At 49.8% G+C, this 24,211-nt stretch carries 25 protein-coding genes and 2 riboswitches; of the genes, 16 read left to right on the top strand and 9 right to left on the bottom strand.

The genetic code is table 11. The annotated features are described in order from the left end of the window. Positions 1–3: 3 nt before the first annotated feature. From IRJ17_RS01850 to IRJ17_RS01840, 3 genes are all read right to left on the bottom strand, one after another. Positions 4–1,212 (bottom strand): MFS transporter, encoded by a 1,209-nt coding sequence (locus IRJ17_RS01850; protein ID WP_242772937.1) that lies wholly within the window; start codon positions 1,210–1,212, stop codon positions 4–6. Beyond that, positions 1,212–2,258, bottom strand: coding sequence for an ArsR/SmtB family transcription factor (locus IRJ17_RS01845; RefSeq protein ID WP_242772934.1), 1,047 nt, complete (start codon positions 2,256–2,258; stop codon positions 1,212–1,214). Before IRJ17_RS01845 ends, IRJ17_RS01850 begins: the two co-directional genes overlap by 1 nt. 235 nt (positions 2,259–2,493) lie before the next feature. Beyond that, on the bottom strand, positions 2,494–3,795 hold the full coding sequence (locus IRJ17_RS01840; RefSeq protein WP_173597988.1) for a homocysteine synthase: 1,302 nt from the start codon (positions 3,793–3,795) through the stop codon (positions 2,494–2,496). A gap of 90 nt (positions 3,796–3,885) precedes the next feature. Next, positions 3,886–3,994, bottom strand: a riboswitch (SAM riboswitch). A 562-nt stretch (positions 3,995–4,556) separates the two neighbouring features. Between IRJ17_RS01840 and IRJ17_RS01835 the strand changes: the two genes are divergently transcribed. Then, positions 4,557–4,868: a rhodanese-like domain-containing protein gene (locus tag IRJ17_RS01835; protein ID WP_063229423.1), complete on the top strand. Its 312-nt coding sequence runs from the start codon at positions 4,557–4,559 to the stop codon at positions 4,866–4,868. Positions 4,869–4,949: 81 nt separating this feature from the next. After that, positions 4,950–5,573: an SCO family protein gene (locus tag IRJ17_RS01830; RefSeq protein ID WP_063229424.1), complete on the top strand. Its 624-nt coding sequence runs from the start codon at positions 4,950–4,952 to the stop codon at positions 5,571–5,573. 2 nt (positions 5,574–5,575) lie between these two features. Here IRJ17_RS01830 and IRJ17_RS01825 read toward each other — a convergent pair whose 3' ends face one another. Then, entirely contained in the window at positions 5,576–5,914 is a 339-nt protein-coding gene (locus tag IRJ17_RS01825) for a YqzG/YhdC family protein (protein WP_122966607.1), read from the bottom strand. A gap of 286 nt (positions 5,915–6,200) precedes the next feature. On the opposite strand from IRJ17_RS01825, the gene rnjA reads away from it, so the two are divergent. From rnjA to IRJ17_RS01805, 4 genes are all read left to right on the top strand, one after another. Continuing rightward, on the top strand, positions 6,201–7,874 hold the full coding sequence (rnjA, locus tag IRJ17_RS01820) for a ribonuclease J1 (RefSeq protein WP_167470390.1): 1,674 nt from the start codon (positions 6,201–6,203) through the stop codon (positions 7,872–7,874). Positions 7,875–7,962: 88 nt separating this feature from the next. Next, entirely contained in the window at positions 7,963–8,391 is a 429-nt protein-coding gene (locus tag IRJ17_RS01815) for a BrxA/BrxB family bacilliredoxin (protein ID WP_122966605.1), read from the top strand. Between the two features lie 71 nt (positions 8,392–8,462). Then, entirely contained in the window at positions 8,463–9,335 is an 873-nt protein-coding gene (locus tag IRJ17_RS01810) for an aldo/keto reductase (RefSeq protein ID WP_173597990.1), read from the top strand. A gap of 170 nt (positions 9,336–9,505) precedes the next feature. Continuing rightward, entirely contained in the window at positions 9,506–10,150 is a 645-nt protein-coding gene (locus IRJ17_RS01805; protein WP_217365346.1) for an SDR family oxidoreductase, read from the top strand. 100 nt (positions 10,151–10,250) lie between these two features. On the opposite strand, the gene IRJ17_RS01800 is transcribed toward IRJ17_RS01805, so the two are convergent. Together IRJ17_RS01800 and IRJ17_RS01795 are read right to left on the bottom strand one after the other, a co-directional pair. Then, positions 10,251–10,928, bottom strand: a complete 678-nt coding sequence (locus tag IRJ17_RS01800; protein WP_242772931.1) for an MFS transporter — start codon at positions 10,926–10,928, stop codon at positions 10,251–10,253. A 144-nt stretch (positions 10,929–11,072) separates the two neighbouring features. Beyond that, on the bottom strand, positions 11,073–11,666 hold the full coding sequence (locus tag IRJ17_RS01795; RefSeq protein WP_229049800.1) for an MFS transporter: 594 nt from the start codon (positions 11,664–11,666) through the stop codon (positions 11,073–11,075). A gap of 189 nt (positions 11,667–11,855) precedes the next feature. On the opposite strand from IRJ17_RS01795, the gene IRJ17_RS01790 reads away from it, so the two are divergent. From IRJ17_RS01790 to IRJ17_RS01765, 6 genes are all read left to right on the top strand, one after another. Continuing rightward, on the top strand, positions 11,856–12,869 hold the full coding sequence (locus IRJ17_RS01790; protein ID WP_122966601.1) for an LCP family protein: 1,014 nt from the start codon (positions 11,856–11,858) through the stop codon (positions 12,867–12,869). Positions 12,870–12,942: 73 nt separating this feature from the next. Next, complete coding sequence (locus tag IRJ17_RS01785; RefSeq protein ID WP_242772929.1) at positions 12,943–13,524, top strand: Ger(x)C family spore germination C-terminal domain-containing protein; 582 nt, start codon at positions 12,943–12,945, stop codon at positions 13,522–13,524. Positions 13,525–13,629: 105 nt separating this feature from the next. Next, positions 13,630–13,749: riboswitch (SAM riboswitch) on the top strand. Between the two features lie 110 nt (positions 13,750–13,859). After that, positions 13,860–14,873 carry a methionine ABC transporter ATP-binding protein gene (locus IRJ17_RS01780; protein WP_122966698.1) on the top strand — a complete coding sequence of 338 codons (1,014 nt, stop codon included), beginning with the start codon at positions 13,860–13,862 and terminating at the stop codon, positions 14,871–14,873. After that, on the top strand, positions 14,874–15,539 hold the full coding sequence (locus IRJ17_RS01775; protein WP_063229431.1) for a methionine ABC transporter permease: 666 nt from the start codon (positions 14,874–14,876) through the stop codon (positions 15,537–15,539). Positions 15,540–15,595: 56 nt separating this feature from the next. Beyond that, a complete protein-coding gene (locus IRJ17_RS01770; RefSeq protein WP_122966599.1) occupies positions 15,596–16,438 on the top strand; it encodes a MetQ/NlpA family ABC transporter substrate-binding protein in 843 nt (280 codons plus the stop codon). A gap of 191 nt (positions 16,439–16,629) precedes the next feature. Continuing rightward, a complete protein-coding gene (locus IRJ17_RS01765; RefSeq protein WP_173598092.1) occupies positions 16,630–18,282 on the top strand; it encodes a peptide ABC transporter substrate-binding protein in 1,653 nt (550 codons plus the stop codon). A 72-nt stretch (positions 18,283–18,354) separates the two neighbouring features. Here the strand turns inward: IRJ17_RS01765 and IRJ17_RS01760 are convergent, their stop codons facing one another. Next, positions 18,355–18,804 (bottom strand): SRPBCC family protein, encoded by a 450-nt coding sequence (locus IRJ17_RS01760; protein ID WP_122966597.1) that lies wholly within the window; start codon positions 18,802–18,804, stop codon positions 18,355–18,357. Positions 18,805–19,271: 467 nt separating this feature from the next. Here IRJ17_RS01760 and IRJ17_RS01755 point away from each other — a divergent pair, with 467 nt between their 5' ends. After that, complete coding sequence (locus IRJ17_RS01755; protein ID WP_242772927.1) at positions 19,272–19,472, top strand: hypothetical protein; 201 nt, start codon at positions 19,272–19,274, stop codon at positions 19,470–19,472. 33 nt (positions 19,473–19,505) lie between these two features. Here IRJ17_RS01755 and IRJ17_RS01750 read toward each other — a convergent pair whose 3' ends face one another. Both IRJ17_RS01750 and IRJ17_RS01745 read right to left on the bottom strand, forming a co-directional pair. Next, positions 19,506–20,468 carry a DUF4367 domain-containing protein gene (locus IRJ17_RS01750; protein ID WP_242772925.1) on the bottom strand — a complete coding sequence of 321 codons (963 nt, stop codon included), beginning with the start codon at positions 20,466–20,468 and terminating at the stop codon, positions 19,506–19,508. Between the two features lie 266 nt (positions 20,469–20,734). Further along, entirely contained in the window at positions 20,735–20,893 is a 159-nt protein-coding gene (locus IRJ17_RS01745) for a hypothetical protein (RefSeq protein WP_242772923.1), read from the bottom strand. A 150-nt stretch (positions 20,894–21,043) separates the two neighbouring features. Here IRJ17_RS01745 and IRJ17_RS01740 point away from each other — a divergent pair, with 150 nt between their 5' ends. The 3 genes from IRJ17_RS01740 (at position 21,044) to IRJ17_RS01730 (ending at position 23,884) form a co-directional block, all read left to right on the top strand. Then, on the top strand, positions 21,044–21,157 hold the full coding sequence (locus tag IRJ17_RS01740) for a putative holin-like toxin (RefSeq protein WP_242772921.1): 114 nt from the start codon (positions 21,044–21,046) through the stop codon (positions 21,155–21,157). Between the two features lie 58 nt (positions 21,158–21,215). Next, positions 21,216–21,977, top strand: a complete 762-nt coding sequence (locus IRJ17_RS01735; RefSeq protein WP_242772919.1) for a helix-turn-helix transcriptional regulator — start codon at positions 21,216–21,218, stop codon at positions 21,975–21,977. Between the two features lie 281 nt (positions 21,978–22,258). Further along, complete coding sequence (locus IRJ17_RS01730) at positions 22,259–23,884, top strand: peptide ABC transporter substrate-binding protein (protein ID WP_122966595.1); 1,626 nt, start codon at positions 22,259–22,261, stop codon at positions 23,882–23,884. Positions 23,885–24,211 lie beyond the last annotated feature (327 nt).

Raw genomic sequence — 24,211 nt, 5'->3', positions numbered from 1 at the left:
TCATTATACATGGAATATCCTATATTTTACAAATTTTTGCAAAGCAATCCCGCCGATGGAAACGGCCACGATCAGCGCACCGATCGCGAAATAGAGCGGGCGAATGCCGACGCTGTCGCTGAGCGTTCCTCCCAGCCAGATCCCTATAGGCATTGTAGTGCGAACGATCAGCAGACGCACTGAGAATACGCGTCCCATCATCCCGGCTGGGACGTGCAGTTGATAGAGTCGCGTGCTGTGCAGTTGAAAAAAGGGGGCAGTAACACCCGCCGACAGCTCGATGGCGATTGCCAGCTCGATGAACGGAGTGAAGCCTAAAGCGACAAAGCTCAACCCGCCTGCCACCAAGGAGACGAGCATGACTAAAGAGGGCTCCAGATGATTAAACAGCTTGGGCACCAGAAAAGTTCCGATGAGGTAGCCTAACGGATAGCCTGCCAAAAACAATCCCGCATGCAGAGCCGTTCCGTGCAGCTCGCCCGCCACAAACGGCAGATTGAGCACCAGAGTCACACCGACCGCGAACTGCACAAGTGCGGAGTACAGGCTCAAATAGAAGAGAAACGGTTTTTCCCGAAAGACGGACAGCCCTGCCTTGAACATGAAAAGCCATGATTCTGCTGTTTTGGCAGGAGGGACCGAAGTCTTTTCGCACAAAAGCAGAAAAACTCCGCTGACAGCATACCCGATGGCGACCAGGCCCAGCACATGTGTGCCGCCGATGCTCGCGACGAGAATCCCGCCCAGCGGCGGGCCTGCAATCATCGCGATGCGCATGGCACTGTCCAGATAAGAGTTGGCTTGCAGCAGCGATTCTTGTTTGACAAGAGTCGGGAGCAGCGATTGGCTCGCTGGCACGTACAGCGGTTGAACAAGACCGTTGATCAGCGATGTCAGATAGAGCGGCCAAAGAGCGTCAGGCGCATAGGAAATCGCCAAAAAAGCACAGCCGAAAGCCGCACAGCGCATCCACTGGGAAAAGAGCATGACGCGCTTTTTGTCAAAGCGGTCAAGATAAGGGCCAGCCACAAGCTGCACCAGCAGCGAAGGCAAAAAGTAGAGCAGCCACATTTGTCCGACAGCGGTCTGGGAGCCGGTGATTTGGTAGAGCAACCAGCTGTTTGCCAGCGTCGAAAGCGATGCGCCAAACTCGGAGATCAGCTGACCGAGCAAAATACAGGTGTAGGAACGGTTTTTCCAGAGCGGAATCATCAAAATCCCCTTTCCAGAAACTGATCGAGCAGGAGGGAAAGCTGGGATACGGACTGGCTGCGCAGGCGAAACCGGGAGCCGGACGCTTCTACCAGACGCGCGGAACGAAGCATGGACAAATGGTGATGAACCGTCGATTTGGCCATTTGCAGGACGTCGGTCAATTCCTGCAAGCTCAGCTCTTTTTCCGCCAGCATTTTGACCATGCGGAGCCGCTGCTCGTCTCCGAGCGCCTTGAAGCTTTGCACCAGAGCCTGCGGCGGCTGGTACGGGTCGATGTGCTCGCTCATGTTTTCATCGGCGACCGGGCAGTAAAAAATTTTCGTGCCCGCGTCATCGGCCTGCACCGTCCAGGGCCGATAAATCGCTTGCGGGATTAGTAGCACACGAGTGACCGCAGGCTCAGGGGGATAGCTTGCTCCGGTTGCCCACTCCACCAGTGCTTCCGGATCGAGCTTGTCCTGCATCGCGCGCTTTTGCGACGTATCCTTTTCCAGCATACGCCGGATGCTGTCTTCTTGCGGCTTGATGTGTGTCTGATACCAGCCTTCCATCAAGGTGAGCAGATGCTGGCGCAGTTCATTTGTGTCGACAGAGGTGATATGGGCAATATACGCTGCAAAAAAGAGGTGGTCCCGGCATGCTGCTTGCAAAAGCTCGGCGTCTGCTGCGCTGCCCTGCGCGGCATTTTCGCGTGCTTGCTGTCGTTCCTGGCCCAAAAAAGGCAGGGCGTGGTAGCGCAACTCTTCTGCCGACAGCTCGCTGACAACATGCAAAAACGATTCGAGATCGGCAAAAGGCTGGTGGTGGAGCAGTTGCAGCAACGTCTTCCAAGTGTTGTGCCTTTTGGCGTAATCAACCTCAAGCTGGACGGATTGCGGAAGCGCGCTCAGCATTCTGCTCCAGTGCTCAGGCGGATGCTCCAGCGTGTGGTGAATTTGATCGTAAGTGGCGACGGCGATTCCGAGTGCGGCTTCAAAAAGCGGTGAGCAAGCGAAGTCGAGCTGGTAGGTGGTGCGTGCACTGCCGATGTTCCATATTTTCAAAGCGGATCACCTTTTCCCCATTTTTTTCATAGATCAAATTCTAAAATATCCGAACTGTTAATTCAAGTTATTTCGAATGAATAGTTCAATGATTTTCGCATCTGTTCTTTTTTTTCTGCTGATTTAGTTGAGACTATCCAGTGAAAGACACAAAAAAACGAAAAAAACCACTTCCCTGACGAGAGTGGTTTTTTCGTTTTCGCTTGAATGAAAAGGTATGGTGTTGTAGGAAAACCTATACCTTGCTCACGGCAACAGCTGCTTCCAAAGCTTGCTTCAAATCGCCGATGATGTCTTCGATCGCCTCTGTTCCGACAGACAGACGGATCAATCCGGGAGTTACTCCTGCCGTTAATTGTTCCGCTTCGTTCATTTGCTGGTGCGTCGTGCTCGCCGGATGGATAACGAGCGACTTGGAGTCGCCTACGTTTGCCAAATGAGAGAAGAGCTTTACGGATTCGATCAATGTTTTGCCTGCTTGCACGCCGCCGCGGATGCCGAAGGTGAGGATGGCGCCAGCGCCTTTTGGCAAATATTTTTGCGCGAGTGCGTAGTTGGCGTCGCCTTCAAGACCTGGGTAGCTGACCCATTCCACTGCCGGATGCTCGGCGAGGAATTTCGCTACCGCGAGTGCGTTTTGGCTGTGGCGCTCCATGCGCAGGTGGAGTGTCTCCAGACCTTGCAGGAACAGGAAAGAGTTGATAGGAGCTACGGCAGCGCCGATGTCGCGTTGCAGTTGCACGCGCGCTTTGATGATGTAGGCGAGCGGGCCGACTGCTTCTGTATAAACGACTCCGTGATAGCTTGGGTCTGGCGTCGTCAGACCAGGGAATTTGCCGTTGTTCCAGTCGAATTTGCCGGAATCTACGATAATGCCGCCAATCGCCGTGCCGTGTCCGCCGATGAATTTGGTCGTGGAGTGAACGACGATGTCAGCTCCGTGCTCGAACGGACGGGTCAGGATTGGCGAAGCGAATGTATTGTCGACAATCAGCGGCACGCCGTTTTCGTGCGCGATGTCCGCAATTGCCTGCAAGTCGGCCACGTCGATGCGAGGGTTGCCGATCGTCTCGCAAAAGAGCGCCTTGGTATTATCGTTGATGAACGCGCGGAAGTTGTCCGGATTGGACTGATCCACAAAGTGTACTTTGATGCCCAGGCGTGGCAGCGTATGGGCAAAAAGGTTGTACGTCCCGCCATACAAACTGCTAGATGCGACAATCTCGTCGCCCGCTTGCGCAATATTCAAAATCGAGAAGGTGATGGCTGCCTGACCGGAAGAGGTTGCCAGCGCACCTACGCCGCCTTCGAGCAGAGCGACGCGCTTTTCAAATGCGTCTTGGGTCGGATTCATGATGCGCGTATAAATGTTGCCGAACTCTTTCAAAGCAAACAGGTTGGCAGCATGCTCCGTGTCACGGAAGACGTAGGAAGTCGTTTGGTAGATCGGAACCGCGCGCGAGCCTGTTACCGGGTCTACCTCCTGTCCGCCGTGTACGGCGAGCGTTTCCGGTTTCCATTGTTGTTGGTCAGACATGATCATCTCTCCTTTTTATATGGGGGTAAGGAAATAAAAAAACGGAGCGTTCTCCTGAGTAGAAGAAGGCTCCGGCTATGCACGGGTGTGCGTTCATCTCTCAGAATCTATGGATTCTGCAGGAATTAGCACCGCGCAAGACTCGCTTGCTGGTTGCCGGGTTTCATAGGGCCTGTCCCTCCACCGCTCTTGATGAAAATGTAGCTTTCAGTTGTTGTCATAATTGTATGAAAAACCATACTTCGCTGTCAACATCAAATGATTAAGTTATCGGGGTGGATTTTGTGGATTTTAAAGATTTACCCGTTCATGCTGTTGCCCATAAGATCCAGAGAGCCTGTCTGGTAAGCTCTGTTTACATGGTTTGTATGAGGGTTTCCTTCATCTGAAACCAAATGAGTTGCCTTACGAGATTGTTTTCCTTTTTTGGCATACAAGAGGACCGCAGCCAGAGTGCAAACAGCCAAAATTCCAAGGACATACATCATAGAAATAACTCCCCCTCACGCTAAGCTTCATCAATTATCAGCGTTCTTTTTCATGAACTGGCAGACATGGTTTTTTACTTGTAATTTTATAATTTTATGGTCATTTTTGTAAATTCTTTGAACTTGCAAGCAACCGAGCCTTGCTGTCACAAAATTGCCCCTATATCTCGGCGCTTTCGCAGCTCCCGCCGTTAGAAAACGCCTGGGGCCTATGATATGATGGAAATGGCAGAAAACGACTAAACGATTGTACATATAGGAGGAAAAAACGCGATGAGCCATGGCGTGAAGGAAATTACACCACAAGAGCTGCTGGAAAAGCTCGCGGCAAAAGAACAGCTTCAGGTGATTGATGTACGCGAGGTGGAGGAGTGGAACGAAGGCCATATCAAAGAGGCCAAGCTGATTCCGCTCGGCTTTTTGCCGCATCGCACCGACGAGCTGGACAAAGACATTCCGGTCATCATGGTGTGCCGAAGCGGCGCACGCAGCCACCGGGCAACTGAATATTTGTGTGAGCTTGGCTTTGACGCTGCCAATATGGTTGGCGGAATGCTGGCATGGCCTGGGGAAAAAGAAGTCTAGAAAGACAGAGAAAATGTGCGCTGCTCGCCGCTGCAAGCAAAGCGGGATGGCGCATGAGATGTGCAGGGGAGGCAGGAAATCGTGAGTGAAGGAGCACAGCAACAAGGGTCAGCGTTGCAGCGCCATTGGTTTACGGTGCTGGCAGGCTTGATTATCCTTGCGATTGTAGGTGTGTTCGGCTACAAATACTTGGCAAAAGATCCGATTCCGGTGATGAAGCCGATCGCGGACTTTTCGTTGGACAACAGTGACGGAACTTCCTATACGTTCTCGCAAGGCAAAGGCAAGGTGCGCCTTGTCGAGTTCATGTTTACCAATTGCCCTGATATTTGCCCGGCAACGACGTACAACATGTCCAAGCTTCAGGATCAGTTGAAGGAGAAAAAGCTGTTCGGCGACAAGGTTGAGTTTGTCTCGATCACCTTCGACCCCGACTTTGATACGGCTGAGGTTTTGCAGCAGTATGCAGCGAAGTTCAAGGCTGATCAAAGCGGCTGGAAGTTTTTGCGCGGAGATGCCCAGGCGGTGGAAAAAGTAACGAAAGACTTCGGGATCGCGGTACTGAAGCAGCCTGATGGTTCCTTTGCCCACACCGCACGCATGTTCCTCGTCGACGGTGACGGCAACATGCGCCGTGCTTACGGCATGGCGGCGGACATGGACATGGAGCAAATGATGAAAGAAATGGAACAGCTCGCTGACTAGACTCAGACGGTTTCTTCGTACGTGATGTTCACGACTCGTTCCGTTTGGTTTTCAAATTCAATATGCACAAGAAGCGCCCACCTGCGATTGCCCTGCTGGAGCAAGAGCTTGAACGTCTCCTCTGACGTGGTGGGCGTTTTTGCTATGCGCCCGACATGCAAATAGTCTACGATTTGCGCGTGCGGATATTTTTGCATCGTTTCCTGCATCGCCAATCTGCCCCATTTGGCATATGGCGGCTGGGCATTTGCTGGGGCATACTGGAAAAAGAACAGCAGCAAACTTGCGGCCAGTGTAGCGAGAAAGCTGCGCGTGAGGAACATGTTCATGGAAGAATGCATGGCGGAGGCTCTCCTTTTTCGTGTTGGAAAACGGGCTTGCCATGTAGTCTGAAGTCTTTTTAAAGCGGTCATTCGTAGAAAATCCTTACACGTGCAAAAGGGGGCTTGCGGCCGGAGCAGTCGCTTGATGCCCAGCTTTTGCTCGAGTTGGAGATACCGCGTATCAGTTTTCTAATATTGACCGAAGATGAATGTGTGGAATTAACAAGACAGGATGAAACGAACGCCTCGCGTTGTGTTACAATAAGAATGGCATGCTTGGTTCGGGTTCCCAAAATCATGCACGATGAAGTTAGGAGGAAAGAGTTTGAGCGACGTTAAGATTTTCGCAATGGGCGGCCTCGGCGAGATCGGAAAAAATATGTATTGCGTCGAGTATGAGGATGAAATTATCATCATTGACTGCGGGGTGAAGTTCCCCGAAAATGAAATGTTCGGTATCGACCTGGTCATCCCCGATATTTCCTATTTGGTGGACAACCAGCACAAGATTAAAGCACTTTTGTTAACGCACGGACATGAGGATCACATCGGAGCGATTCCTTATATTTTCAAACAAATTAACGTGCCGATCTACGGTGGTCGTCTGACCCTGGGCTTGGTCAAGGCGAAGCTGGAAGAGCATCGCATGCAAAATGACGTGAAGATGATTCCGATCTCGGAAGATACGGAAATTCCGTTCAATCGACTGAAAGCGACTTTCTTCCGTACGAATCACAGCATCCCGGATTCGCTCGGGGTTGTGCTCCACACGCCTGAAGGCATGGTTATCCATACAGGCGACTTCAAATTTGATATGACTCCAGTCGGACAGACCACAGAGTACGGCAAAATTGCCAAACTCGGCGCGAGTGGCGACGTTTTGGCTTTGCTTTCCGATAGTACAAACAGTGAGCGCTACGGCTTCACCATGTCAGAGCGCACAGTTGGCGAGGGGATTCTCGATGTGGTGCGCAAAGCGCGCGGTCGCATCATCCTGGCTACATTCGCGTCCAACGTGCATCGTCTGCAACAAGTGGTAGATGCCGCTGAACAGTGCAACCGCAAAGTCGCGGTCATCGGCCGCAGCATGGAAAAAGTGTTCCTGATTGGACAAGAACTGGGCTACATCCAGATGCCTGAGGGTATGCTGATTGATATCAAGCACATTGACAACTACGCAGACAATCAGGTGCTGATTATTTGCACGGGAAGTCAAGGCGAGCCGATGGCGGCGCTGACCCGGATTGCTTCCGGATCGCACCGCACTGTGTCGATCTATCCGGAAGACACGGTGATCATCTCTGCTTCGCCGATTCCGGGCAACACGATCAATGTCAGCCGGACGATAGACAAGCTGTACCGGGCAGGCGCAAACGTCGTGCTCAGTCACGTGTTTGACATTCACGCGTCTGGACACGGAAGCAGCGAAGAACTGAAACTCATGCTCAACTTCATTCGTCCGAAATACTTCATTCCGATTCACGGTGAATACCGGATGCTGAAGACGCACTCCAAGCTGGCGCAGCAAGTAGGAATTGACGAGAGCAACATTTTCCTCATGGACAACGGGGAAGTGCTGAACTGCAACCGTGAAAAGGCATGGCTCAGCAAGGTGCACGCCGGAATCGTGCTGATCGACGGCAGCGGCATCGGAGACGTAGGCAACATCGTTCTGCGCGACCGCAAGCATTTGGCGGAAGATGGCCTGATGGTCGTCGTCGTCAGCCTCGATATGAAAAACTTCAAGATTCTCACGGGACCAGACATCGTCAGCCGCGGTTTTGTCTATGTGCGCGGTTCTGAGTCGCTCATTCAGGAAGCGACGCTTCTGGTTCGCCAGCGCCTCCAGGAAGCGCTCGACAAGAAGATCAAGGAATGGTCTGAGCTGAAATCCCAGATCAATGAAGTAATCAAGCCGTTTATTTATGAAAAGACCGGACGCAATCCGATGATCCTCACCATTTTGATGGAAGTGTAGAACGAAAGCACTTCTGCGTTCTCGCGAGGGCTCGATCAGGTTATAATAATACGTAAATGGAAACGTGATACAAAGGAGAGGTTGCCCCATGATGTCTTATGAAGCGTATATGAGCCAAGTGATTCAACCGATGCGCGATGAATTGACCCGCAACGGATTTCAAGAGCTGCGCACGGCAGAGGAAGTTGAACAAACATTGCCGAATGCAAAAGGTTTGACTCTCGTAGTCGTTAACTCCGTATGCGGCTGCGCAGCAGGACTCGCTCGTCCGGCAGTGGTTCATTCCTTGGGCCATTCCACCAAGCCAGACAACATCTATACTGTATTCGCAGGTCAGGATAAAGAAGCTACGGCAAAAGCCCGCGAGTATTTTGAAGGCTATGCGCCGTCGTCTCCGTCTTTTGCGATCATGAAGGACGGCAAAATCATGACGATGATCGAGCGCCATCAGATCGAGAACAACGATCTGCAAACCATCTCCAACCTGCTGACCACAGCTTACGAGACATACAAATAAACAACAATGACCATGACAAGGCGCTCGGAATCGGGCGTCTTGTTTTACATCCGAAAGGAGCAACCACCAGCATGCAGACCCGATCATTTGGACGAGATCCCCATCAAGTTTCCTTGCTCGGATTCGGTGCGCAGCGGATCGTGGACGAGCACGATTGCAGCGAAGAGCAGGCAATCGCGATTATTCGCCGCGCAGTAGAAGCGGGCGTCAACTACTTCGATACAGCTCCGAGCTACAGCGACGGGCAGTCGGAGACCCGGGTGGGCTTGGGGTTAAAAGGCTTGCGCGACCGCGTGTGGATCGCGACCAAGACGGGAGGACGCACCCGCGATTTGGCTTTGAAAGATTTGGAGGGCAGCTTGAAGCGGCTCCAGACGGACTACGTCGACGAGTGGCGCATGCACAACATCATGCAGCCGCACGATCTGGAAGCGATTTTTGCCAAAGGCGGCGCTCTGGAAGCTCTGCTGGAAGCCAAAGAGCAGGGACTGATCCGCAAAATCAGCATTAGCGGACATACCGACCCGCGCTTGCTGGCAGAAGCGATTCGCCGTTTTCCTTTTGACAGTGCGCTCGTGGCTTTGTCTGCTCTGGATCATTTCATCTACAGCTTTGTCCATGATTTCGTGCCGCAAGCAGTCGAAAAAGGCGTGGCCGTCATCGGGATGAAGGTGATGGGGCTGGGCAAGCTGGCTCCGTGGACGGAGCAGGCGCTGCGCTATACATGGAGTTTGCCTGTCGCAACAGCGATCTTGGGCGTGAGCAAAATGGACGAGCTGGAGGCGGATTTGGCCGCAGCAGAAGCTTTTGTGCCGATGACCGATATCGAACGCGTGGAGCTTTTCCAACAAATCATGCCACTCGTGCGGCCGGATGTCCTGCGCTGGAAAGCCCGCGAATGGATGTCTGGCGAATGGTATCAGCTGCCCGAATTGCCATTTTGATTGAGCCGTAAAGAGAAGGAACCTCTTCTGGATTTGATTTGCTGGAAGGGGATTCCTTTTCGCCTTTTACTATACTATTATATATAATAAGTTTATAAAAGGCGGTGATTGTTGTGTCTGCAAGCAAGCTGGTGGTCATTACAGGGGCGACCCGGGGATTGGGCAGGGCGATGGTGGAGCGGTTTCATGAAGCGGGCTGGGTCGTCGCGGGATGCGGCCGCTCGATGGCAGAAGTGTGGAACTTGAATCGCGAGTTTGGAAAAAGGCATCATTTTTCGACGATCGACGTTTCCGACGGGAAGCGGGTGGAAAGCTGGGCAGAGGAAGTGTGCAGCAAGCTTGGCGTACCGGATCTTCTCCTCAACAACGCCTCCCTGATCAATCGCAATAGCCTGCTGATGGAGCTGTCGCCAGAAGAATTTACGACAGTCATGAATGTCAATGTAAACGGCGTGTTTTACGTCTGTCGCGCTTTTTTGCCGAAAATGGTACCCAATCCGGAGGGCAGAGTGATTGTAAACATCAGCTCGTACTGGGGGCGAGTCGGGGAAGCGTATGTAGCACCGTATTGCGCATCCAAATTCGCAGTCGAAGGGCTGACTCAATCGCTGGCGCAAGAATTGCCGAAGGGGATGGCGGCAGTCGCGCTTGACCCGGGAGGAAGCGTCGGTACGTCCATGCTGCAAGCGTGTTCGCCGCAAGACATGGCGGCAGCCCCATCCGCACAAGAGTGGAGCCGTGTAGCTGTGCCGTACATCATGAGCCTTTCTGCGAAGGACAACGGCAAATCGTTGACATGCCCGCCAGTGAGGTAGCCGGGTTTACAAGGAAAGCGACAATCGAGAACGGTCTGGATAGCAAACAAGCCGCCTTTTTCCAAGCTGGAAGCAGGCGGCTTGTTTATGCGTAAACGAATCAACTGGCTTTTGTCGCCGAGATTCGTTTTTCGCGCTGGACATACGCATGGAGCAAACAGAGGAAGACGGAAGCAAGCGAAACGAGAGAGGCCAAAAGCAACGTGGGCTGCACGCCACCGTGGTCGTACATATAGCCCATCGCCAGCGGGCCGAGCAAGCGCCCCACAGCGGTAATCGCCCCGACGACTCCCAGGTAAAAGGGAGCGTTTTCCCCCGTCTTTTCCGTAATGAAAGTCGGGATAGTCGGAGAGATCAGCATTTCGCCAAAAGTGGTAATGATCATGCCGGCGATAAAAGCAAAGTAGCTGCCGTGATACATGAGCATGAAGCCGAACCCGAGAGCGTATGCCACCGCGCTTGCCACCAGCTGCGCGGACAAGTTTTGCTGCAGGATGCGCTTGATCCAGGACGTGATGGGCTGACCCGCAAAAATGATGATGCCGTTGATCGTCCACAGCCAACTGAAGGCCGACAGCGGCATGCCCTGCGCCGTAATGTAAGGGGCGACACCCGTGTTCCAGACCATGTTGGAAAAGAAAATACAGGCAGCTCCCAGTGCCATGAACAAGTAAAGCTGGTAGCGCAGAAGCAGGGCAAACGTATTTTTCGCCTCGCCTTGCCGCCGGTTTTCTTTTGCCTGGTCGCCAACCAGTTCTTGGTGCGAGATATTTTTCATAAGGCTCTTTTCGCAAATTTTGTTGCTATTGCTGTTGTGGAAACGTGTGCTCTATAATGAAAATCAGGAAGTCTATAGGATTTCCATTTACCGTGAATGCACGCTTCGCTTGGTACTATAAATATCAAGCAACTCACGGCTTTTCTAAAAGCAACAATTTCTTAGAAAAGAGCGTTTCATAAAAAGGAAGAAGAACAGCGCAAACAACAGCGTGCTCGTACTGTTGAACAAAAAGGTCAACTGAAAGGAAAAGGTAGCGATGACCCCGGCAAGCGAAGTGCCGATCGCCATGCCGAGATTGTTGCCTACGTAGACGATGTTAAACAGCTCTCGGCGCTGTTCTTTCCAGCGAAAGCCGATAAATGCCTGGATCGCCGGAAAAGAAAGGTTGAAAGTAAAGCCCAAACAGGTCATGAGCACGAGATAGACGGGCCAGCTGCTGATGAACGGAATGGACAGCTGAATCAATCCTTGAAAAAGCAGCGCTCCCACGATGAGACGCTTGGCGCCCAAGCGGTGAAACAGGGAGCCGCCGACGAATTGCCCGGCAATGCCCGCCAAAGACTGGACCATCAAAACAAAGCCGGCTTCGGTCATGGAGCGTTGGAGAATCGTATGTACGTACAAAGTAGTCAACGGCCACATGAAAGCGCTGCCAGCAGAATTGATAAAGCTTGCAACGAGAAAAAACAGGGCTTCCTGCGGGTAACGCTGAAAAAATGCGGATGGAGAAAGCACGACAAGTCACCCCTTGGAAACGAGTATGAAGGTAGTATAAAGAATATTGCAAATTTTGTAAACGTTAAAGTATAAAAAGTTAAGCTACCCAAATAAAGGCTGCTCCACATTGTAAAGATTCGAGTATACTAAACAAGTGGTGAGATGAGTTCAAGTAGATACAGAGAATAAAAGGTGGAGTAGTTCTTTATGCGAATATGGAAACGAGTGTTGCTCCTGATGCTTGTCGTGATTGCCACGACAGCGGGTTATTACGGATACTCCTTTTATGAGTTTGCTCAAAATATCCAGGCTCCTAATGTTGTTACACCTGCCCCGCCGGATGGCGGAGCCGCAACGAAAGCGGCGGAGATACCCGAGTGGGATGGTCAAGAGCGTGTGAACATCTTGCTGATGGGTGTGGATCGCAGGGGAATGAAAAATAACGGGCTTCCCCGTTCCGACTCCATGATGCTGGTCAGTATCGACCCGGCATCCAAGCGTTACGATCTGTTCTCCATTTTGCGGGATACGTATGTGGACATTCCCGGAAATGGCAGCTCGCGCATCAACTCGGCGATTGTAGACGGCGGGCCTGAGCTGGCGATGAAGACGGTCAGCCAGTTTACCGGACTTCCTGTGGATCGCTACGTCATTACCGATTTCGAAGGCTTCAAGGCGCTGATCGACGCAGTGGGCGGCGTCGAGATCGACGTAGAGAAAAACATGTATTACCATGACCCGACAGATAAAGGCGTCTACGATATCAATCTGAAAAAAGGTGTGCAGCAGTTGGATGGCAACAAGGCGTTGCAGTACGTCCGTTTCCGCCATGACGCCACATCCGACTATACGCGCACCGAGCGTCAGCGCAAATTGCTCGCCGCTGTAGCGAGCCAGATGAAGAGCGGCACATCCCTGATCCAGTTGCCGTCCATCCTCAAACAAGTGGCGCCGTACATCCAGACGAACATCAGCTCCATGGACATGCTGAAGCTGTCCGCGCTCGGCTTGAAGCTCGATACGATGCAACCGGGCAACTATCAGCTGCCGCCGATGGGAATGTTCCGGGAATCGCACAAGGCAGGAGCTGTGCTCATTCCCGACGTAGACCAGATTCAGTCGTTCATTCAGGAAAAGCTTGAGCCGCCGACTGAAACGATGCAACAAGAGGACAACAAAACAGACGACAGTACAGACAGCAAAGACAGCACGCGAATGTAGCGTGCTGTTTTTTTGCATATTTGGGCACACTATCCATGATTTTCTACAGTACAGGCACATTGGGGTGAAGGAGATGGACCAGGAGTTCCTGCATAGATGGTTTTCGCATATCGGGGACCTGGTTGCCGAGCATATCGATGACCCGGATGGGTGTGCGAGGCTGTATTTCATATCGAGCATGGCGGATGCCAAAGTCGTGTACAGCGAGCTTATTCCGAAGCTGAGGGAAATCGATCAGGATAGACTGAATATCGACCATGTCGAAAGGCACTTGGGACTGGGGAAACGAGCAAGGGCATGCGGGACAAGGCGAATTTGCAATCAGACAAAAAACTTTCAGGCGGGCAAATACGGGTGGCATTTGTACAATGAGCACTTTGCGAAAAAAGGCATTGGCAGCATCTCCTCCCGTTACAGCAAAATGATGAAAACGATGGAGGACGCATTGGAAAAGGAAATCGAGAAAGAACTGCAAAAAGTCGTCAAAAAATTGCAGCAACTGGACGTCGATCCGGCGGGATTTGGCATCGTCTATCGCGCCCAGCAGAGGGGATTGAAAGAGACGACGAACCGCGACTGGAGAAAAATTTTCCGGCAGGCGTCTGTTCGTTTTCATGTTCAGGCAACCATTATCCGCAACGGAGTGATAGATTAAAAAAGTTTTTCCTGGGATTGCTATTGACGGGATATTTTCAAAAAGGATATAATCCGGTTTGTATCATGAAAATATGAAAAACGAACATAATATACGTGGAAATCTTTCTTATCAAGAGAGGCGGAGGGACAGGCCCGATGAAGCCCGGCAACCGGTTCATTTTTTCGAAAATGAGCGTCGCGGTGCCAATTCCTACAAGATTGGTTGGATCTTGATAGATGAGAAGGGTGGATGCGAACGTATACATGCGTTGCAGCCCCTTTTTCGTTTATGAAAAAAGGGGCTTTCTGTTTTTCACAAGGCATGTAGACAGATTTTGCTGGGAGGTGGATGCGTTGATTCAATTGCAACAACTGCATAAAAGCTATCAAGTACAAGGCAAGACGATTCCGGCATTGCTCGGGATTGACCTTTCCATAGATAAAGGGGAAATTTACGGGATCATCGGGCATTCCGGTGCGGGGAAAAGTACCCTGATTCGTTGCATCAACCTGTTGGAGCGCCCTACGTCAGGACAAGTCGTTGTCGACGGAGTGGATTTGACCAAGCTCGATGACAGCAAGCTTCAGGAAAAGCGCCGCCAGATCGGGATGATTTTCCAACACTTTAACCTGTTGTCTTCCGCGACCGTAGGCGAGAATGTCGCTTTCCCGCTCAAGCTCGCCAATCGCTCGAAGGCTGAAATCCAGAAAAAAGTGGACGAGCTGCTCAAACTGGTCGGGCTGGAAGCGCATCGGGACAAGTACCCGTCGCAATTGTCCGGCGGTCAGAAGCAGCGCGTAGGCATCGCCCGAGCGCTGGCCAATGATCCGAAAGTGTTGCTGTGTGACGAAGCGACTTCCGCCCTCGATCCGCAGACGACGAACTCGATTCTCGCGCTCTTGCTCGATATCAACCGCAAACTGGGATTGACCATCGTGCTGATCACGCACGAAATGCACGTGATCCGTTCCATCTGCGACCGCGTAGGCGTCATCGATGGCGGAAAAATTGTCGAGTCGGGTGAGGTTCTGGACGTGTTTCTCAAGCCGCAGCATCCGACGACACAGGAATTTGTCGAGCAGGTGGCCGATTCCAGCGAGCTGCGGGAAGCAGTCGCGCACGAAAAGGCGGCAGGAAACCGCACGATTGCCCGCGTCACATTCCTGGGGGAAAAGACGTACCAGCCGATCTTGTTTCAGACGATGCAAGAAACAGGCACGGTGTTCAGCATCTTGCAAGGAACGATTTCCCGCATGAAGGATACGCCGTACGGCCAACTGGTCGTCGAGCTGGAAGGCGATGTCCGTCAAAACGAAAAAACCATCGAGACGTTGCGTCAGCGTGGCTTGGAAGTAGAGGTGATATAGATGGACTGGACTTTGGAAAATGTGGATTGGTCGGAGATCGCCGAGGGAACAATAGATACGCTGACGATGCTTGGCTTCTCGACACTGTTTACCATCCTGATTGGTTTGCCGCTGGGGATTATTTTGTTCCTGACTTCTCGCGGACAGCTTTTGCAAAACCAGGTGTTTTATGCGATTGCCTCATTCGTTGTCAATATACTGCGTTCTGTACCGTTTATCATTTTGATGATCTTGCTGATTCCTGTGACAAAAGTAATTGTGGGTACTTCACTCGGGGTACTCGGAGCGATTCCGCCGCTCGTCATCGGTGCAGCCCCGTTTTTTGCGCGGCTGGTGGAAACCTCGCTGAGAGAGGTGGATCGAGGAGTCATCGAAGCCGCTCAGTCGATGGGAGCCTCCAACTGGCAAATCATCTGGAACGTGCTGCTTCCTGAATCGCGTCCAGGTCTGGTGGCCGGGATTACGATCACGACAGTTGCCCTTGTCTCTTACACCGCGATGTCCGGCGTAATCGGCGGCGGCGGGCTGGGAGATTTGGCAATCCGCTACGGCTACCAACGCTTCCAGACAGATGTCATGATTGTTACAGTGATTATTTTGCTCGTGTTGGTCCAGATCTTGCAGTCGCTGGGGGATCGCCTGGTTATGCGATTCAGCCGCAAGTAAGGTCTTTCCATATAAGCTTTGCAGAACACAGACCAAAAAATAGGGGGAAATCATTTATGAAAAAATTAGTCGTATCTGTACTTTCTACCGTATTGGCATTTTCCTTGGCAGCGTGCGGAAGCAAAACGGAAACAGCTCCAACTCCAACTGAAGGCGGCGCACAAGGCGGACAACAGCAAGAAGTAACGTTGAAAGTAGGCGCTTCTCCGGTTCCACACGCAGCCATTTTGAAGTTCATCGCTCCAAAGCTGAAAGAACAAGGTGTTAACCTGGAAGTGAAAGAGTTTACCGATTACGTACAACCAAACGTACAGCTGAATGAAAAGCAACTGGACGCAAACTTCTTCCAGCACAAGCCTTACCTGGAAGAGTTCAATAAAGGTCAAAACATGGACTTGCAGCCAGTAATCGCCGTGCACATCGAGCCTTTCGGTGCTTACAGCAAAAAAGTAAAATCCGTTGACGAGCTGGCAGAAGGCGCAACCATTGCTTTGCCAAACGACCCGACCAATAGCGGACGCGCGCTCGCTCTGTTGGAGAAAAACGGCGTGATCAAGCTCAAAGAAGGCGCTGGCATCAGCGGAACGGTAAAAGACGTTGTAGAAAACAAGAAAAACCTGAAGTTCAAAGAAGTAGAAGCTGCTATGCTGCCACGCGTCCTGGAAGAAGTTGACCTGGCGCTGATCAACACCAACTACGCACTCGAAGCAAAACTGGTGCCGACAAAAGACGCTCTCTTCCTTGAAGACAAAGAGTCTCCATATGCGAACTTCCTGGTAGCTCGTCCAGACAACAAAGATTCCGAAGCGATCCAAAAGCTGGCGAAAGAACTGAACAGCCCAGAAGTGAAAAAGTTCATTGAAGATGAATACAAAGGTTCCATCGTTCCTGCATTCTAAGGAACAGCTAATTGATGAATCAACAAATAAACCCAATTTGGCCCGTGTGGCTGGTTGGGTTTATTTTCATTTATAAAAGTATAAATATTCGTAAAATTTAATTAAATCTCACCGAACCCCATTCTCAAGACGATTTTTGTCGAGTATATTGTGGTGGCGATAGAAAAAAATTGATAAGGGGGAAAATTCAGATGAACAAAACATTCAAACTACTTTTCGGCGTGTCGCTTGTGGCTGGAAGTATTTTGGCAGGATGTTCCGGGAACCAGGCCGCCGCTCCGCCTTCTGCACCTGCCGAGCAAAAAGCAGGAGAAGCCAAGCAGACGGCGAGCGCTGGCAAGCCGCAAGTGTTCAGGGCCAACCTGACAAGCGAGCCTTCGACGGCGGACCCTGGGCTTGCCAAGGATGCTACGTCAGGCGCGGTCGTTCGTGCTACTTTTGACGGCTTGACCAGATTAGACAAAGACGCCAAGCCGATGAACTCGGTTGCGTCGGACGTGAAAATATCCGACGACAAACGCGTGTACACGTTTACGATTCGCGACTCGAAGTGGAGTAACGGCGATCCGGTGACAGCGCACGACTTCGAGTATGCCTGGAAGCGTGTGCTCAATCCGAAGCTGGGTGCCGAATATGCGTACCAGCTATACTACATCAAAAATGCGGAAAAGGTGCATACGGGCAAGGCGCAAGCAACCGAGCTGGGGGTAAAAGCTCTTGATGACAAAACGCTTGAAGTCACGCTAGAAAACCCGACACCATTTTTCCTGGAATTGACGGCCTTTTACACCTATTATCCTGTAGACAAAAAAGTGGCAGAAGCCAATCCGAACTGGGCGAATGAAGCAGCAACACACGTTAGCAACGGTCCGTTCAAAATGACGGGCTGGGAGCACAAGAGCAAGATTGTATTGGAAAAGAACGAAAACTACTGGGATAAAGATGCTGTCAAACTCGACCGAATCGAATTTGCCATGATCGAGGATGACAATACAGCGCTGTCCATGTTCGACAACAACGAGCTGGACTGGGCTGGTCAACCGCTTGGCGGTTTGCCGACTGATGCGATCCCGTCTTTGAAGGAAGCCGGCAAGCTGGTCGTTCATCCGAAAGCGACGATGTATTGGTACAAAATCAATACGACCAAAGGGCCGCTGAAAAATGCGAAAATCCGCAAAGCGTTGGCCTATGCGGTCGATCGCCAAAGCATCGTGGACAACATCACGCAGGTTGGACAAGTGCCGACGATGGGAATGCTGCCTCAATCGATGATTATCAAACCGGAAGGCTACTTCCGCGACAACGATGTCGAGACAGCGAAAAAGCTGTTGGCGGAAGGCATGCAAGAGCTGGGTGTGACCACCTTGCCCACGATTACGATGTCCTACAACCCGACAGACAGACACAAAAAAATCGCGGAAGCCATGCAGGATCAGTGGAAACGCAATCTCGGCATCGACGTGAAGCTGGCGATCAAAGAATTTAAGGTTCACTTGCAAGATTTGCATGAACTGAATTACGAGATTGGCCGCTTGGGCTGGAATGCCGATTTCAACGATCCGATCAACTATTTGGAAATGTTCCGCGACGCGAAGACCGGAAACAACGATACGGGCTGGGAAGACGAGCGCTACAAAGAGCTTTTGAAACAGTCCGCCTTGGAGAGTGACCCGGAGAAGCGCAAGCAGCTGTTTGCGGAAGCCGAGCAAATTTTCATGGATGCCATGCCAGTCATTCCGCTCTTTACGGATGTCGACGTGTGGGTGCAAAGCGACAAGGTAAAAGGCGTACAGGTAGACGGATTGGGCTTTATCGATCTGAAGTGGGCAGAGATGGTCGAGTAGCAGGCCAAAAACCCCGGTAGCGAGAGTGCCAAGGCATGCCGCTTCCGGGGTTTCCTTTTCAAATTGTCCGGCTTAGTAGCCGAAATCCAACGTTTTTCCTGTTTCTGCATACGTCTTGATGTTGGAGAGAATCATCGGCCAATCTTGACTCGCGTTGGCGTTGGAAGGATGATTTTCGGTCCATTGGTCGTTGATCAAGGTCAGTCGTGTACATCCGCCGACAGGCTCCAGCTTGAAGGTCACGCGGCTCTGCAGTTCAGCGTGGTTGGGCCGGTAAGACGGGCCAGGATGCTCCAGGAAGCTGAAGACTTGCTGCGGCTCGAATGCCAGAACCTTTCCGTACACATGGACTGTCTCAGGGCCATCATTTCCTGGCCCGACATAAGCCAGATCGTCACCGACTTGAAAAGTGGAGCGGATGACGGAGTTGAAAAACGTGCTTTTGACTCCCTCTTCCGAAGTGAGAACGTGCCATACGCGTTCCGGGGTAGCTCCGATGTAAAAATTGAAAATATGATCCATGTCGTGCCTCCTGTTATCAATAAATTTTGAAATTGTAATCCCCAGCTGCAACTACTACTCTTAGTATAGACAGACAAAACAGGGGTGTATTGTAAAAACGCGACAGGAGGCGGACTAAATGGAAAAAAATCCGGATATGCTGCGGTAAAATACATTGATGCTTACGATGAGTTGTATGGTAGAAATTTATAATCGGTGGCCACAACTATCAAAATGAAAATGGAAGCAAATCGAAGCTAACGTAAGATCGAGGAATTTCGAGGGAAAGGCTGTTTTGTCCATGAGTGGTGGACAAATGACGGGTGTCAGTTTTGTGCTAATCGCTGAAAATGGCGAAAAACGCCCGAATTTGGACTTTCGGACGCTTGTTTACATAAAACACATTATCGGGACCCAATTTAATACAAGCAACATTTTATTGATAAATGCGTCTTATACTAATAAGGACTAATAAGGAGGGATTTAAAATGCCAATGTGGGTCTTCCTGTTAATCATCTTTGGAGGCATATTGCTTTTTGGAGTTGTGTATGATCGTATAACGAAAAGAAAAATAACAGCAAAAGATATACAAACAGGTATCAAAAACTCAAGCGCTTCTAATATGGTGTACAAGGAAACTTTTTTAAATGAACAACGAAATGACATTCACGATAACCAACAGTATTAAATTTAAGAAGCCCCTATAAGGGGCTTCTTAAATTTAATTAATAGATTCAGCAAACTTCAATACCTCTTCTTTTGTTAATTTGTCAGTAGTTTTAGCTACCATCCAGTAACTAACTTTATTGGCTTTCCAGGACAAGGTAATGTACTCATCACTTTCCTGAATTTCACCTTTTCTACCGTTGATTTCGATTTCTTCGCTTTCTCCCAATATTCCATTACCACCTTTGGTAATCATCAAATTAATAAACGAGTCATCAACTGTACTTTTATATCTAATTTCCCATTGGTTAAGTTTATCTTTTAATTTTTCATCTTCGATGACTGATGGTGGCTCAATCATTATTACATCATCGCTAACGGTCATAAACTCTGGGACATATTGAGGTTCAGCATAGTTTATGCTTTTTTTGACTTCTTTCATATTCACTTTTTTTGCTTTTGTATGTTCTTCTATTACTTCATATGTCTGAGATTCGTCCGAGGAAGATTTTGATTTGGATAGAGTTGAGGGGGCTTTATAGATCCACGTATCATACACATAATTATTTTGCCCTCCAGCACATCCACTAGGGTCTGCACATACTAGAGCACGAGTCATAGCTGCTTTTGTAGGGGTAGAATAAAGAGTTACGCCTGTTGTCAAGGTAAAACCAGATGCTACTGACTTTCCAAGATATTGAGTCTTTGTGCCTGCTCCGTTTCCATAAACATCAACGACTTGGTAGTTATAAAATTCAGAACCAGATGGACTGGAGGAACCAGCATAAGCTTCTGCCCTTTCAAATTTAATCTTATTAGATCCGTATTCATAAATTTTATCACTATGCATGTAGCTGTAATCTGCAGCATAGCTGCTGTCACTCACCGTACTATGGTAAGTAGTAGAGGTTCCAGCAATACCAGAAAGGGTATGCTCAACTGAATCAGCAAACGCTGATGTACCTCCTGCTAACGAAAGAGTGAGCAAAGTAAAAATAGTCTTTTTAAAGTGTTTCAAGAATTACAACTCCCTTATTAAATATTTTTCCAATCTAGTAATATAATATCGCAATCCCTTATGGATGGAACTGTCCATAAGACCTAAAAATTACCAAAATTTTGGGCGAAAATGGTATAATAGTTTGAAGGGGACCCAACCAACATCCTATTCAGGACGCTCAGGAAGCTCTGTAATCCACTCTATGATCTTGTCTGTGAGTCCCTCCGCGTCACCGTAAACCAGCGGACGTTCCAGCGATTTGCGTAGCCTTTCCATCCAGCGCTTCAAGCTCTGCTGAGCTGTTCGCGCCTTCCTCGTCTGGAATGATTGTACTCCCACTCTAATTCTGGAATAGCGACGAGATCGGCTTTCCCTACTCGTTCGATGTAAACAACCAGACGCACATTGTTCGTGACTCCCAGGGTTATCTCTCTGGTTTTCATGTTCGTTCCCGCCTCCAAGCGATTTTATCAATTACTTTAAATGGACAGTCTGATCGGAAGCATAGTAAAATATTGGACAAGTACATGACACGGCTTCTCTCAGGGTGGTCTGCTCATCTTCCCATGTCGCAAACAGGGGGAGGTGAGAATATGGCAATTACGCACGAAACACTGACCTTTTTGATTCAGTTTGGTGGATTTATTGTCACTTCGCTGAGTCTCGTCGTCACAATCGTCATTGCCTTGACCCCAAAAAAGAAGTGACCGCCCTGTGAGTTGGTAGCTCTGGCGGTCACTTCTGCCAAAAGGCGTGCTGCATGCCGTGCTCGGCGGCAAAAAGTTTTCGCTACAACGGTATGAGCCAAGCAAGGAAATCGGATACTTTGTTCAGCACTATTGGGTAGTCAGATGGGATTTGCGCGGACAAGCTCCTTATTCGCAAACAGTGTTGGCCCACCCCAACGTCAATCTCGTTTTTGAACAGGGGGCATCGGGAATTTTCGGAGTCGCTCCGTCCACGTCCTCCCATATGCTTGCGGGTCAAGGTCATGTATTCGGTGTAAAATTCAAGCCAGGGGGATTCTTTCCGTTTTGGCAAAAACCTGTTTCGGAGCTATACGGTACATCTACTACTATAGAAGAAGTGTTCCAGGTGGACACGGCTGCACTGGAAGCAGAAATACTCCAGTTGCCGGACGATCAGGCAATGGTTGACCGATTCGAGCAGTTTCTGATTGAACGGCTGCCCCAGCAAGATCCGAATGTAGAAAAAATTTCTCAGTTGGTCGCAAGGATTCAGGCGGATCGGAATGTGCTGAAGGTAGAGGATGCTGTTCGACTGTCCGACATGACGTTGCGGACGATGCAGCGACTGTTTGACCGTTATGTTGGCGTCAGCCCGAAATCAGTGATTCAGCGGTATCGGCTGCACGAAGCGGCGCAACTGATTGATCAGGGAGTAGTGAGCGACTGGTTGGAGATGTCCATAGCGCTTGGCTATTACGACCACTCGCATTTCATCCGGGACTTCCGTTCCATTGTCGGAGTATCTCCACAACAATATCGACAAATCCAAAGTTTATAATTTTGAAGAAAGCCTTCCCGGCGTCGTTTGCCAAGACGGGAAGGCTTCTTTGTTTTTGCATGGGAAGAATGGCGAAAATTCCGCGGTTCGCATAGTTTTTCCGTCGCGAGGCATACTTCATTTAATGAAGAATGTGAATTTATTTCCGTTAATACAATTTGATCTTTGAATAAAACATAATTAAACTTGCTTAAAATGTCTTCAATATTACTAAAAATGCAGTATATTTGTTGAAGTAGCTTTTCCATGAGTGTTACACATACAAAAGGGGGTCAACACCAATGAAAAAAAGCGTATTCGCAGCGATGAGTTCCATCCTGGTTCTGAGTGCGGCGCTGGCTGGCTGTGGCGGCGGCGAGAAAGCAGCAGAGCAAGGAAATTCTGCTAATAGTGAAAAAACAAGCGGTCCAAAAGTTCTGCGCATGAACATGAAGAGTGAGCCACCAACGGCTGACCCTGGCCTGGCTGAGGATTCCACTTCCGGTGCTGTTTTGCGTGCGACCTTTGACGGTTTGACTCGTATTGGTGAAGATGGCAAACCACATGAATCCGTAGCGGAAAAAATTGACGTTTCTGAAGATGGACTTACTTATACATTCCACCTGCGTGACAGCAAATGGAGCAACGGCGATGCTGTTACAGCAAAAGACTTTGAATACGCTTGGAAGCGAGCGCTCGATCCGAAACTCGGTTCTACCTACGCTTACCAACTGTACTACCTGAAAAACGCGGAAGAGTACAACACAGGCAAAGCGAAAGCTGAAGACGTGGGCGTAAAAGCAAGTGACGACAAAACACTTGTTGTTACTTTGAAAAACCCGACTCCGTTCTTCCTGGAGCTGACAGCTTTCTACACGTACTTCCCAGTGAACCAAAAAGTGGTTGAAGGAACGCAAAACTGGGCAGGCGACGCGAAAACTCACGTAGGTAACGGTCCGTTCAAGATCGATACTTGGGAGCACAAAAGCAAGCTGATTCTCGCGAAAAACGAGAACTACTGGGATAAAGATGCTGTAAAACTGGACAAGATCGATTTCTCCATGGTTGAGGATGAAAACACGGAGCTGTCCATGTTTGACAACGGCGATCTGGATTGGGCAGGTGCTCCAACTTCCGCACTGCCAACAGACGCGATTCCGGCTCTGAAAGACTCCGGAAAAATGCAAACGCATGCGATTGCGGGCACGTACCTGTACAAATTCAATACAGAGAAACCGCCGTTCAACAATGCGAAAATCCGTAAAGCGTTCGCTTATGCGATCGACCGTCAAACAATCATCGACAACGTAACACAAGCAAACCAAGAACCGGCAATGGGTCTGGTGCCTCCAACGATGGCAGTAGCATCTAGCCCGTACTTCAAAGATAACGATGTAGAAACAGCGAAAAAATTGCTGGAAGAAGGTATGAAAGAGGAAGGCATCACCAAGCTGCCAACTCTGACTCTTTCCTATAATACATCCGAAGGTCACAAGAAAATTGCCGAAGCAATCCAGGACCAATGGAAAAAAGCTCTTGGCGTAGAAGTGAAGCTGGAGAACAAAGAGTGGAAAGTATTCCTGGATGACCTGCACCAAGGTAAATTCCAAATCGCTCGTTCCAGCTGGACTGGCGACTACAACGATCCGTACACATTCCTGGATCTGTTCAAGCTGAAAAAAGGCAGCAACAACGATACCAACTGGGAAAGTCCGAAGTATCAAGAGCTGCTGAACAAATCTGCGGTTGAAAAAGACCCTGAGAAGCGCAAACAAATCTTGGCAGAAGCAGAAGCATTGTTCATGGACGAAATGCCAGCTGCGCCAATCTACTACTACACTCATTCCTACGTGAAGAGCGACAAGGTAAAAGGTGTTGTTCTGGACGGTCTGGGCTTCGTAGACTGGAAATGGGCAGACATTCAATAATAGCAAAGAATGAAAGAGGAGCGATCAGCTCCTCTTTTTTTGTTGAATGCGGAGGGAAATCGCCGTCAAAGCTTGTCGAGTTTGTTCATCCATAAAGAAAACAGAATAGAGGGCAATGAGAAAAATAAAAATTTGTAAAATTCCAAATAAAAAATGAGTTTGATAGCGACACGCATCAATAAGCCATTTTGGGCAGGATCGCCAAGAGTGTTGTGAGAAGAAGTGCGACAAAACCGCGCCAAATCAACGTTTTCCAGATGAGAATAAAGACGTCGAGCACTTGCTATTATATTTTTCCAATAAATTATTTTTTATAAAAGATTAAAC

It is taken from the genome of Brevibacillus parabrevis (assembly GCF_022701015.1).
Lineage (GTDB): Bacteria > Bacillota > Bacilli > Brevibacillales > Brevibacillaceae > Brevibacillus > Brevibacillus parabrevis.
Note: the sequence above shows the minus strand (reverse complement) of the source record. Positions and strands in the feature narration are given on the sequence as shown.